The sequence below is a fragment of the Stenotrophomonas sp. B1-1 genome (assembly GCF_010894375.1).
Lineage (GTDB): Bacteria > Pseudomonadota > Gammaproteobacteria > Xanthomonadales > Xanthomonadaceae > Stenotrophomonas.
Genome location: NZ_JAAIUZ010000020.1, coordinates 76494 through 88298 on the forward strand (window position 1 = coordinate 76494; position 11805 = coordinate 88298).

General features: G+C 68.1%; 14 protein-coding genes. 10 read left to right on the plus strand and 4 right to left on the minus strand.

Annotation, left to right across the window (positions count from 1 at the left end; genetic code table 11):
- Positions 1-87 precede the first annotated feature (87 nt).
- Positions 88-573 (plus strand): YetF domain-containing protein, encoded by a 486-nt coding sequence (locus tag G4G00_RS15845; protein WP_164274933.1) that lies wholly within the window; start codon positions 88-90, stop codon positions 571-573.
- Between the two features lie 580 nt (positions 574-1153).
- Here G4G00_RS15845 and hemF read toward each other — a convergent pair.
- Genes hemF through G4G00_RS15865 form a run of 4 tightly spaced genes read right to left on the minus strand, consistent with a single transcriptional unit; the run spans position 1154 to position 5462 of the window.
- Positions 1154-2050 (minus strand): oxygen-dependent coproporphyrinogen oxidase, encoded by an 897-nt coding sequence (gene hemF / locus G4G00_RS15850; RefSeq protein ID WP_164274936.1) that lies wholly within the window; start codon positions 2048-2050, stop codon positions 1154-1156.
- 31 nt (positions 2051-2081) lie between these two features.
- Complete coding sequence (locus tag G4G00_RS15855) at positions 2082-2645, minus strand: hypothetical protein (protein ID WP_164274939.1); 564 nt, start codon at positions 2643-2645, stop codon at positions 2082-2084.
- Between the two features lie 34 nt (positions 2646-2679).
- The gene (locus G4G00_RS15860; RefSeq protein WP_164274942.1) at positions 2680-3099 is read right to left on the minus strand and encodes an NUDIX domain-containing protein; all 420 of its coding nucleotides are present in this window, start codon (positions 3097-3099) and stop codon (positions 2680-2682) included.
- A complete protein-coding gene (locus tag G4G00_RS15865; RefSeq protein WP_108754585.1) occupies positions 3096-5462 on the minus strand; it encodes a S9 family peptidase in 2367 nt (788 codons plus the stop codon). Before G4G00_RS15865 ends, G4G00_RS15860 begins: the two co-directional genes overlap by 4 nt.
- A gap of 167 nt (positions 5463-5629) precedes the next feature.
- Here G4G00_RS15865 and G4G00_RS15870 point away from each other — a divergent pair, with 167 nt between their 5' ends.
- From G4G00_RS15870 to G4G00_RS15910, 9 genes are all read left to right on the plus strand, one after another.
- Positions 5630-5959, plus strand: a complete 330-nt coding sequence (locus tag G4G00_RS15870; protein ID WP_108754583.1) for a hypothetical protein — start codon at positions 5630-5632, stop codon at positions 5957-5959.
- Positions 5960-5995: 36 nt separating this feature from the next.
- A complete protein-coding gene (locus G4G00_RS15875; RefSeq protein WP_108754582.1) occupies positions 5996-6640 on the plus strand; it encodes a sigma-70 family RNA polymerase sigma factor in 645 nt (214 codons plus the stop codon).
- On the plus strand, positions 6637-6846 hold the full coding sequence (locus G4G00_RS15880) for a hypothetical protein (RefSeq protein WP_164274945.1): 210 nt from the start codon (positions 6637-6639) through the stop codon (positions 6844-6846). The genes G4G00_RS15875 and G4G00_RS15880 overlap by 4 nt, the downstream gene beginning before the upstream one ends.
- A 262-nt stretch (positions 6847-7108) precedes the next feature.
- A complete protein-coding gene (locus G4G00_RS15885) occupies positions 7109-8506 on the plus strand; it encodes a cytochrome ubiquinol oxidase subunit I (protein WP_164274949.1) in 1398 nt (465 codons plus the stop codon).
- Position 8507: 1 nt separating this feature from the next.
- The gene (cydB, locus tag G4G00_RS15890) at positions 8508-9521 is read left to right on the plus strand and encodes a cytochrome d ubiquinol oxidase subunit II (protein WP_164274951.1); all 1014 of its coding nucleotides are present in this window, start codon (positions 8508-8510) and stop codon (positions 9519-9521) included.
- A gap of 216 nt (positions 9522-9737) precedes the next feature.
- Positions 9738-10481 carry a beta-ketoacyl synthase chain length factor gene (locus G4G00_RS15895; protein ID WP_108754578.1) on the plus strand — a complete coding sequence of 248 codons (744 nt, stop codon included), beginning with the start codon at positions 9738-9740 and terminating at the stop codon, positions 10479-10481.
- Positions 10474-11271, plus strand: a complete 798-nt coding sequence (locus G4G00_RS15900) for a lysophospholipid acyltransferase family protein (RefSeq protein WP_108754577.1) — start codon at positions 10474-10476, stop codon at positions 11269-11271. Before G4G00_RS15895 ends, G4G00_RS15900 begins: the two co-directional genes overlap by 8 nt.
- A complete protein-coding gene (locus G4G00_RS15905) occupies positions 11258-11515 on the plus strand; it encodes a phosphopantetheine-binding protein (RefSeq protein ID WP_005411610.1) in 258 nt (85 codons plus the stop codon). The genes G4G00_RS15900 and G4G00_RS15905 overlap by 14 nt, the downstream gene beginning before the upstream one ends.
- Before the next feature lie 15 nt (positions 11516-11530).
- Entirely contained in the window at positions 11531-11788 is a 258-nt protein-coding gene (locus G4G00_RS15910; protein ID WP_108751324.1) for an acyl carrier protein, read from the plus strand.
- The last annotated feature ends 17 nt before the right edge of the window (positions 11789-11805 follow it).

Genomic DNA, 11805 nt, shown 5'->3' on the forward strand with positions numbered 1-11805 from the left:
CCCCGTTGACCTCCCCCTGGTCAGCGGGGCTTTTTATTTGTGCCCTGCTGCGCCACGCTGGGCCATCGCTCCGTAGGGGAACCGGCAATGCACGACCTGTTCGCACTGGCCATGCCGTGGTGGGAATTCATCCTGCGCGCGGTGGTGGTCTACACCGTGGTGCTGGGCATGGTGCGGCTGGGAGGCAAGCGCGCGCTGGGGCAGATCACCCCGTTCGACGTGCTGCTGATCGTGCTGCTGGGCAACGCTGTACAGAATGCCTTGCTGGGCAGTGATACGTCACTGGGCGGTGGCCTGCTGCTGGCGGCCACGCTGATCCTGCTGAACTACGCCGTGGGCTGGCTGACCACGCGCAGCCGGCGCATGGAGCGGGTGATCGAAGGCGAGCCGGTGGTGATCGGGCGCGATGGGCGCTGGTTCGACGGCGTGCTGCGCCGTGAACAGGTGACCCGCGCCGACGTGGAAGCCGCGCTGCGCCAGCAGGGCTGCCTGGGCGTGGAAGAAGTGGCCCTGGCGCTGCTGGAGAACAACGGCCACATGACCATCATTCCACGGCAGAAGACGGCCGCGTGATAGCCGCGCGATGTTGAACGCGCTCGACCCTGCGCCCCGCCCTCGCAACATCGCGCGTGCTCGACCATGGGGCCCGCGCCCGCAATGTCGAACGCACTCGACCGTGCGTCCCGCTCCGGTAGAGTCGAGCTTGCTCGACTGCGGTTGGCGCCATGCGAAAAGCAGTCGAGCAAGCTCGACGCTACGGGCATCGCGGCATGGCGTACACCCAGTCGCGCGGTCCCGACCGCAAGCCCCGCTCCGGTAGAGTCGAGCTTGCTCGACTGCGGTTGGCGCCATGCGAAAAGCAGTCGAGCAAGCTCGACTCTACGGGCATCGCGGCGTTGCGTTACACCCAGTCGCGCGGTCCCGACCGCAAGCTCCGCTCCGGTAGAGTCGAGCTTGCTCGACTGCGTTTGGCGCCATGCGAAAAGCAGTCGAGCAAGCTCGACTCTACGGGCATTGCGGCGTGGCGTTACACCCAGTCGCGCGGTCCCGACCGCAAGCCCCGCTCCGGTAGAGTCGAGCTTGCTCGACTGCGGTTGGCGCCATGCGAAAAGCAGTCGAGCAAGCTCGACGCTACGGGCATCGCGGCGTTGCGTTACACCCAGTCGCGCGGCACCAGGTAATCGGTCAGGCGCGCCTCGGCGCTGCCGGCTTCGGGGCTGAACCCGTATTCCCAGCGCACGCGCGGCGGCAGGCTCATCAGGATGCTTTCGCTGCGGCCGCCGCTCTGCAGCCCGAACAGGGTGCCGCGGTCGTAGACGAGGTTGAATTCCACATAGCGGCCGCGACGGTACAGCTGGAACTCGCGCTCGCGTTCACCGTAGGCGGCATCCTTGCGCCGCTGCACGATCGGCAGGTAAGCCTGCAGGAAGCCATCGCCCACCGCGCGCAGGTAGTCGAAATCGCGTTCGAAATCGCCGTGCAGGTCGTCGAAGAACAGCCCGCCCACGCCGCGCGTTTCGTTGCGGTGGCGCAGGAAGAAGTACTCGTCGCACCAGCGCTTGTGGGCGGCGTAGCGTTCTTCACCGAACGGGGCGCACAGGTCGCGGGCCACCCCATGCCAGTGCTGCACGTCCTCGTCCTGCGGATAGAACGGGGTCAGGTCGAAGCCGCCGCCGAACCAGCTGGCCACCACTTCGCCGTCGCGCTGTGCCTGGAAGAAGCGCACGTTGGCGTGGGTGGTGGGCACGTGCGGGTTCAGCGGATGGAACACCAGCGACACGCCCGTGGCGCGCCACGATGCGCCCGCCAGCTCCGGCCGGTTGGCCGACGCCGACGGCGGCAGGCGGCTGCCGCAGACATCGGAAAAGCCGATGCCGGCCTGTTCGAACACCGCGCCGTCGCGCAGCACGCGGGTACGCCCGCCACCGCCCTCGGCGCGCTGCCACAGGTCTTCCTGGAAGCGCGCGCTGCCATCGGCGGCTTCAATGGCCGCACAGATGCGGTCCTGCAGGTCGGTCAGGTAGGCGCGTACGCGCTCGAATTCGTTCATGCCGCGTACTTTACCGCAGCGACCGCTCTGTTCAGCGGAAGCGCGCGCGGATGTCCGGCCGCAGCAGGCGCCAGCCCAGCCAGCCCTGCAGGCCGGCGAACAGCACCGAGGTGCCCAGCAGCGTGAGCGTCATCAGCAGGCGCTGCACCTGCAGCTGCTGCTGCAGCTCGGCATCGTGGGTGGCCAGCCCGATGAACTGCAGCATCACCGCATCCAGCCACCAGGTGATGACGAAGTTGGCCAGTGCGCTCAGGCCCAGCGCCCACACGAAGGCCCACAGGCCCCAGCGGCGCTCGCGCCACAGGCCCCAGCTGGCCACGGTGGAGCCCAGGCACAGCAGCGCAGCGATCAGGGACGTCGCCACCGGGTGCGCGAGCATCCACAGCAGGCTGCCATCCAGCTGGTTTTCCCAGGCCAGCTTCACCAGCGCCTGCCAGAGCGCGGTCGGCGCCAACACGGCCGCCACCACGGCCTGGCCCAGGAAGTAGACCACCATCAGCAGACACAGCCAGAACGAGCCCTGCGCCAGCGGTTTCACCCACGTGTTGAGGGGGGCCGCGGCCGGCGAGGGAAGATCGGGAATGGAGGAAGACATCCGGTGTCCTTGCGCTGCGATGGCGCCCGCCAGGTCAGCGGGCCGTCGCCAGGGCGGCGACCGCCGGCAGGATATGGTGTTCACTCAAGGGTGCCAAGGGCAGGCCGTGCGGCGGCTGCAGCGGCACCCAGGCCAGTTCGGCAATTTCGGCCTGCGCGCGGGGCGTTCCCGCCACCTGTACCCACCAGGCATCTGCCTGCACCCGGTGGCCGGGTTCGTTCACCGCCCAGTCCTGGAAGCGGCCCAGCGCGATGGCCGAATCACGCTGCAGCTGCACGCCCAGTTCCTCGTGCAGCTCGCGCGCCAGCGCGGTCAGCGCCGCTTCGCCGGGCTCGGGCTTGCCACCGGGCTGGATGAAGCGCTGGGCGCCGTGCTTGCGCACCACCAGCGCCCGGCCGCGGTCATCCAGGATGACCGCGGCCACGATCTGGATCGTGGCCGCGGCGTCGCTCACTTCAGGTTCTGCTCGAACAGCTTGAGGATGCGCTTGTACTGGTCCAGCCAGGAATCGGCACGGGTATAGCCGTGGCGCTCCAGCGGGTACGGCGCGATGGACCAGTTGTCCTTGTGCAGCTCGATCAGGCGCTGGGTCAGGTGCACCGAATCCTGGAAGAACACGTTGTCATCCATCATGCCGTGGGCGATCAGCAGGTTGTCCTGCAGGTTCTGCGCGTACTCGATGGGCGAGGACGTGCGGTACGCCTCCGGGTCGATGTCCGGGGTGTTCAGGATGTTGCTGGTGTAGGCGTGGTTGTAGTTGTTCCAGTCCACCACCGGGCGCAGCGCGGCGCCGGCCTTGAACGTGCCCGGCGAACGGAACAGCGCCATGAAGGTCATGAAGCCGCCGTAGGAACCGCCGTAGATGCCGGCATGGTCGCGGTCACCCTGCTGGGTGTCCACCAGCCAGTCCAGGCCGTCCTTGTAGTCTTCCAGTTCCGGGTGGCCCATGTTGCGGTAGATGGCCGTGCGCCAGTCGCGGCCGTAGCCCTCGCTGCCGCGGTAGTCCATATCCAGCACGATGTAGCCCTTTTCCACCAGCAGGTTGTGGAACATCTGCTCGCGGAAATAGGCCGGGTAGCGCTGGTGCACGTTCTGCAGGTAGCCGGCGCCGTGCACGAACATCACGATCGGGTATTTCTTGCCCGGTTCCTTGTGCTCGGGTTCGTAGTACTTGGCCCAGACCACGCCGGCGCCGTGCTTGGACGGCACCGCCACCAGCTTCGGCTGCACCCACTCACGCGCCTTGTATTCGGCGGTGCGGGTGTCGGTCAGCACGCGGGCCTGGCCACCCGAGGACGGCAGCACCGCCAGCTGCGGCGGCAGGTAGGCGCCGGAATAGCGCACCAGCAGCTGCTGGCCGTCCGGCGACAGCGAGAAGTCTTCCACGCCGTTCAGGCTGGTCAGTTCGCGCACCTGGCGGCTGCCGGTGTCGACCGCGCAGACTTCGTAGTCGTGCGGGGCCTGCTGGTTGCACAGGAAGTAGAAGCCCTTGCCGTCGGCCGACAGCACCGGCGCGGAGGTTTCCCACTTGCCGCCGGTCAGCGCCTGCGGCTTGGCCGTGCCGGCCTGGGTATACAGGTGCGAGTAGCCCGATTCTTCCGAAAGCAGCCACAGCGTGCGGCCGTCGGCCATCCAGCCGAAATCGTTGAAGCCCCAGTTGATCCAGGCGTTGTCGGTCAGCCGGTGGCGGTTCTGCACGCGGCCATCGTTGCCCACGCTGACGATCCAGCGGTCCTTGTTGTCGTTGGCGCGCAGCATCACCGCCGCCTGCTGGCCGTCGGCGCTCCAGCGCATGCCGCCGCCCATGAAGTCGCTCATTACCTGCACGCTGCGGTCGCCCTTCAGCGCGTCCTTGCCGGCCTTGCGGCGCAGCTCGGCCAGCGGGTCGGTGCCGATGCCCGGCAGGCCCGACAGCGACAGCTTCTGCGCCTTGCCGGTGCGCACGTCCACGAACCACAGGGTGTGCGGTTCAAAGCCGTTGCGGCCGACGCGGGTGCGGGTGTCTTCGGTTTCCTCATAGCCCGATTCGGTCACGTACAGCGGCATCTTGCTGGTGCGGCCGTCGTCGAAATCCTTGGCCTTGGTGGCCACGATCAGGTGGCCCAGGTCCGGCGACAGCAGGCTGTCGACGATCTCCACGTCGGCGCCCAGGTAGATCGGTGCGGCCGCGCGGGTCGGGTCGGCCTGGCGCCAGCGCTGGTCCTGGTCCTTCAGCGCTTCGCGCTGGTCACGGTCGCGGCGCAGGGTTTCCAGGGTGCGCAGCTGCTGGTCGCGCAGCAGGTCATCCTTGGGCTTGCTGGCCGGGTCCTTGTCGGCCTTCAGGCTGGCCACCTGCTGCACGCCGCTGGCGGCGGTCCAGTGGAACCAGTTCTGGCCCACGCGCCAGATCACGCCGTTGTCGGCGGCGAAGTTCACCCCGGTGGCACGCTCGTTGCTGCGGGTCAGCTGGGTCAGCGCGCCGCTGCGCAGGTCGCGCACGAACACATCGCCATTGCGCACGAAGGCGCTGCGGCTGCGGGTACGGTCGTAGACCGGATCGGCCACGTCCAGGCTGCCGCGCTGGTCATCGGCCACCTGCGCGGCGGCGCCACCGGCCAGCGGCTGGCGGAAGGTGTCGCGCACCGGGCTGCCATTGCGCTTGAGCTGGTATTCCACCTGCTGGCTGTTCCACGACCACCAGGCCTTTTCCACCGGCGGACCGATCCAGTCCGGGTCGGCCATGGCCTGTTCGATGGTGATCGGCGTGGGCGCGGCATGCGCGGCCGGTGCGGCCAGGATGGCCGACAGCAGAAGGGACAGGGGCAGCACTCGGGACATGGGCGGACGGCACCAGAAGAGGAAACCGGGCAAGGGTAGCAGCCGTCCGCGCCGGGGGAGGGGGCCACAGGTCATGGCAGCGGGATCGGCAAAGCCGTGCAACCGGTCGCCGGTCCTGCGCATCCAATCTCCTGAACCCGCATCATCCACCGAACAGGAGCCCGACCATGCAGGAACTCATTCCGATCACCCTCTTCATCTGCATCGCCTATGCGATCCATGCCCTGGCCGATGCCCGCGCCCGCAGCAAGCTGGTTGCCCCCCACGTGCCGGAGGAGGTGATCCGTTCGCTGGCGGTGCTGGAAGAAGAGCGCCGCCGCCAGGGCGCGCTGCGCTGGGGCATCAGCCTGGTCAGCCTTGCCGTGGCCATGGGCCTGCTGGAGGCGATGGGGGCGCGCGAGCTGACCTTTGGCGCGGCTGCGGCGCTGGCCGGCAGTGCCGGGCTGGGCCAGCTGCTGGCCTGGCACTTCACCCGTCCTGCCCTGCGCAAGGGCTGAGGCCGGCATGCCACGGGCACAGGGGGCGCCCCGCGCATGAGCCTGCTGGGCGGAGCACTGGCTGCATTGCGGGGGCGTCGCCGCGACGTCCCCGCAGCGCCTCTACCGGAAGCTGACGACGACCGCGCGCTGGTGCGGGCGATCATCGATGGTTCGCAGCCGGCGTTCGCGCAGTTGGTGCAGGCCCACCAGCGCACCTGCGCGCACGTGATCGGACGCATGGTCGGCGACCGTGACCAGGTGGCCGACCTGCTGCAGGAAACTTTCCTGGCGGTGTTCCGCCAGCTGCACCGGTTCCGCTTCGAATCCTCGCTGCGCACCTGGGTTTCGCGGGTGGCCTATACGACGGCGCTGCAGCACCTGCGCCGCCGCCGGCTGGAAATGCAGTGGATGGTGGCGGTGGAGGTGCCCGAGGAACTGGGCATCGGCGACGAAGGGCCGGGCCCGGCCGAGCTGAGCGAGGCGCTTCAGGCCGGCCGCCAGCTGGGAGCCGCGCTGGATCGTCTCACCCCGCCGCAGCGCCTGATCATGGGCCTGCACTACCTGGAGGATTTCGACCTGGCCGAGATCGAGCAGGTAACCGGGTTGCCACGCGGTACCATCAAGAGCCATCTGTTCCGCGCACGGCAGACCCTGAAGCAGGAGCTGACCCGACGCGCCACCGCCGGAGAGCTGCTGTGAGCCATGCCAACGATCCTCGCGATGCCGATGCGCGCGCGCTATCGCAGGCGCTGCGCGAGCAGGAAGCAGCGACGCCCGACGTGAGCGAGGCGCTGCAGCGGCGGCTGCAGGCGGAAACCCGCGACAGCGGCGTGGGCTACGTGGTGGTGCAGGTGCTGCTGGTGTGTGCGCTGCTGGCCGCCGGCGTTTGGTATTTCTGGCGGTGAAGCCCCCGCCGGCTGCAATCGCTTCTGGTAGCGGCCGACCTTGGTCGGCGATTTGCGATGTGCCAACCAAGGTTGGCACCTACCAGAGCGGGGGAGTTGGCACCTACCAGGGCGGGTCGGTTGGCACCCACCAGAGCAGGGCGCCGGCGGCGTCTGCCCCCTGCGACACAGTGAAGCAGCGCGACACCGCGTCGCATCCCAGCGCGGCGATATCTTCCTAAAGTGGTCCGGTATCCCACCCGTACCCGGCAGGAGGCGTCCCTTGGACGCGTTGTTGTTGTCGCGGATCCAGTTCGGATTCGTCATCAGTTTCCATGTGCTGTTCCCCGCCTTCACCATCGGTACCGCCAGCTGGCTGGCCTTCGTTGAGTGGCGCTGGCTGCGCACGAAGTTGCCCATCTGGCGCGATCTCTACTTCTTCTGGCAGAAGATCTTCGCCGTGTCCTTCGGCATGGGCGTGGTCAGCGGCATCGTCATGGCCTTCCAGTTCGGCACCAACTGGCCGCGATTGAGCGAAGTGGCCGGCACCGTGATCGGCCCGCTGCTGACCTATGAAGTGCTGACCGCCTTCTTCCTGGAAGCCAGCTTCCTGGGCGTGATGATGTTCGGCTGGGGCCGGGTCTCGCCGCGCCTGCACTTCCTGTCCACCTGCATGGTGGCGCTGGGCACGCTGTTCTCCACCTTCTGGATCCTGTCGTCCAACAGCTGGCTGCACACGCCGGCCGGCTACGAAATGATCAACGGCATCGTGCACCCGGTGGACTGGTGGCAGGTGGTGTTCAACCCGTCCTTCCCCTACCGCTTGGCGCACATGGCGCTGGGCTCGTTCATCACCACCTGTTTCGTGATTGGTGGGGTGGGCGCCTGGTACCTGCGCAAGGGTACGCACGTCGAAGCGGGCCGGCGCATGGTGATTGCTGCCGTGGCCTTCGCCGCGCTGACCGTGCCGGTGCAGACCTTCGTTGGCGACATGCATGGCCTGAACACGCTGAAGCACCAGCCGATGAAGATCGCCGCGGTGGAAGCGCACTGGCACGAAAGCAAGGAAGGCGAGGGCGTGCCGCTGGTGGTGTTCGCCCTGCCCAACGAGAAAGAGCAGCGCAACGATTTCGAGGTGGCCATTCCCAAGCTGGGCAGCGTGATCCTGACCCATTCGCTGGATGGCACCTTCGATCCGCTGACCTCGGTGCCGGCCAGCGAGCGGCCGCCGGTGACGCCGGTGTTCTTCGCCTTCCGCATCATGGTTGGGCTGGGCACGCTGATGCTGCTGCTGGCCTGGGTGTCGGCCTTCCAGCTGTGGCGGAAGAAGCTGCTGGATTCGCCGTGGCTGCTGCGCGGCTGGAACTGGATGCTGCCCAGCGGCTTCATCGCGCTGGTGTCCGGTTGGTTCGTGACCGAGATGGGCCGCCAGCCCTGGGTGGTCTACGGCGTGCTGCGCACCGCCGATGCAGTGGGACCGCAGAGTGCGTGGATGACTGCGTTTTCGCTGGCGGTCTACGTGGTCGGCTATGCCTTCGTGTTCGGCTGGGGCATCTGGTACCTGGTGAAGATCCTGCGCCATGGCCCCCAGCCCCATGACCACGGGCCGTCGCTGGACCATGGCAGCCACACCCCGGCGCGTCCGCTGTCGGCCGCCGATGAACCGCTGGAGGAGCGCTGAGATGGACCTGATGACCTGGCTGCCGGTGGCATGGTTCGCGGTGATCGGCTTCGGCGTGCTGATGTATGTGGTGCTGGATGGCTTCGTGCTCGGCATCGGCATCCTGGCCCCGTTCGCCGAGGATGAAGAGCAACTGGACCTGATGATGAACACCGCTGCGCCCATCTGGGACGGCAACGAGACCTGGCTGGTGCTGGGCGGTGCCGGCCTGCTGGCCGCGTTCCCCAAGGCCTATGCGGTGCTGCTGTCGGCGCTGTATCTGCCGGTGCTGCTGCTGGTGGTGGCGCTGGTGTTCCGTGGCGTGGCCTTCGAATTCCGCTTCAAGGCGCACCGTTCGCGGCGGCTGTGGAGCGTGGCCTTCGGCCTGGGCTCGCTGCTGGCGACCTTCGCCCAAGGCGTGATCCTGGGCACCCTGGTGCAGGGCATTCCGCTGCTGGATGGTCGCTTCAGCGGTGGGGCGTTCGTCTGGTTCAGCCCGTTCGCGATGCTGACCGGTGCCGCGCTGGTGGCCGGCTACGCGCTGCTGGGCAGCACCTGGCTGATCCTGAAGACCGAAGGGCGCGTGCAGGCATTGGCGCGGCAGCTGACCCGGCCGCTGGTGGCGGCGGTGATCGTGGCGATGGGCCTGGTCAGCAGCTGGCTGCCGTTCCTGCACTCGCGGCTGATGGACCGCTGGTTCAGCGACGGCAACTTCTGGTGGCTGTCGCCGGTACCGCTGCTGACCCTGGCGGTGGCGGCCGCGCTGTGGCGCAGTGCCACCCACCCGCGCCGCGACCTGCCGCCGTTCCTGCTCAGCCTGGGCCTGTTCGTGCTCGGCTTCGCCGGTCTGGTGCTGGGCATGTGGCCCTACCTGCTGCCGCCGTCGATGACCCTGTGGCAGGCCGCGGCCCCGGCCTCGTCGCTGGGCTTCAGCCTGGTCGGGCTGGTCATGCTGCTGCCGGTCATCCTGGGCTATACCGCATGGTCGTACCGGGTGTTCCGCGGCAAGGTGCACGCCGGCGCCGGTTACCACTGAGGCGTGACCCACGGCAGCGGACGGTGACCGCTGCCCGTTGGGGTTTGTGAAACATGTATTCCCTGCGCCGGACGTGCTAGCGTGCGCTCCTTTCCGGCCGCCAGGGGGGCTGCCGGCGACGTCCTGGACGGACGCACGGCTGCAGGAATGGGGGGCCGCCGCGCGTCGCCGTAAATGGCTCGTGCCTATTGTTTGCCCATCCACACATCACCGGTAATGATTGAATTTTCCGTAGTCGACTGGGCTGCCTGGGCACCCGGGCTGACCGAACGCAGCCAATGGATGGACTGGGCCCGCACGCCGTTCCTGCCGCAGGGCGAGGGCACGCCTGCGCTGGCCGAAATTCCCGCCATGCAGCGGCGCCGCATCGAGCGCCTGGGCCGCATGGCCATCCAGACCGCCTGCTGGTGCGAAGACGGGCAGGGCGCCGACAGCCAGGTGCCGCTGGTGTTCGCCAGCCGCCATGGCGATGTGGCCCGTTCCATGGAACTGCTGGGCTCGCTGGCGGCCAACGAGCCGCTGTCGCCCACCGGCTTCGGGTTGTCGGTGCACAACGCCATCGCCGCGCTGTATTCCATCGCCCGCGGCCACCGCGGCAACTACCTGGCGCTGGCCGCCGGCCAGGCCACCGTGGAAGCGGCCTGCCTGGAAGCGGTGGGGCTGCTGGCTGATGGTGCGCCGGAAGTGCGCATCGTGGTCTACGAATCGCCGTTGCCCGACGTTTACGCGGAATTCGCCGACGAACCCGACCCGTTCTTCGCCTGGTGCTGGCGTCTGGCACCGGTCGACGCGGCCGATACCGGCCTGCGCCTGGCCTGGCAGGCGGCCGAAGATGAGCCGCAGACCGCCCCGGGCCTGCTGCCGCATGCGCTGGACCTGCACCGCTTCCTGCTCGGCCAGGACGCCGGCCTGGAGCACGTCAGCCAGGGCCAGCGCTGGTGCTGGAGCCGCCGTGTCTGAGGCGCTGCGCCGCCTCGATCACGCCTGGCGGGTGTTCGGCACCGGCCTGAGCTTTGCTGCCTTCGGCGTGGGCGGGCTGCTGCTGGGCGTGTTAGTGATGCCCCTGCTGCTGCTGATGCGCGACCCGGTGGCGCGGCGGCGGCGTGCGCGGCGGGTGGTGCAGGGCGCGTTTGCCAGCCATGTCTGGCTGATGTGCCGGCTGGGGGTGATGACCCTGCAGGTGGAAGGGCGCGAGCGCCTGCAGCGCGACGGCCTGCTGGTGCTGGCCAACCACCCCACGCTGATCGACGTGGTCTGCCTGATCGCGCTGCTGCCCAATGCCGACTGCGTGGTGAAGCGGGCCGTGGCCTGCAACCCGTTCATGCGCGGCCCGGTACGCGCCGCCGGCTACATCGCCAACGACGATGGCGCCGGGCTGGTGGATGACTGCGTGGCAGCCGTGCATGCCGGCGGCACCCTGGTCATCTTCCCCGAAGGCACCCGCACCGTGCAGGGCCAGCCGCTGCGCCTGCAGCGCGGCGCGGCCAACATCGCCGTGCGCGGCCGGCTGGACATCACCCCGGTGCGCATTACCTGCACCCCACCCACGCTGACCAAGGGCCAGAAGTGGTATCGTGTGCCCTCACGTCGTTTTCACGTTCAGCTGCAGATCGGCGAAGATATCGCGATCGCGCCGTTCCTGGCCGAAGATGACTCGCCGAGGGGGGATGCCTTGGCGGCCCGTCGCGTCACCGACCACCTCACTCGTTATTTCGACCTGTCTGGAGATCCGACCCGTGCAAGCACTTGAGCACGAGATCAAGGAATTGATCATTTCCTCGCTGTCACTGGAGGACATCACGCCGGAGGACATCGATCCGACCGCGCCGCTGTTCGTTGAAGGCCTGGGCCTCGATTCGATCGATGCGCTGGAACTGGGCCTGGCGCTGCAGAAGAAGTACGGTGTCAGCCTCTCGGCCGACTCTGAAGAAACCCGTCGCCATTTCTCCAGCGTGCGCGCGCTCGGCGAGTTCGTCGCCGCCCGCCAGTCGTAAGGCGCAGGAACAGCCATGACCAAGAATGAACTTTTCGAGCGCATCGTCCGCATCTTGACCGACAGCTTCGAGATCGAGCCGGCCCGGATCACCCCGGAGGCGCGCCTGTATGACGACCTGGACATCGACAGCATCGATGCGGTCGACCTGATCGTGCAGCTGAAGCCGCTGCTGGGTCGCAATCTTCAGCCGGAAGCCTTCAAGGCCGTGCGCACCGTGCAGGACATCGTTGATGTCGTGCATGGCCTGCTGCCTGGTCAGGCTGCCGCCTGACCGCAGCGCAGACGGCA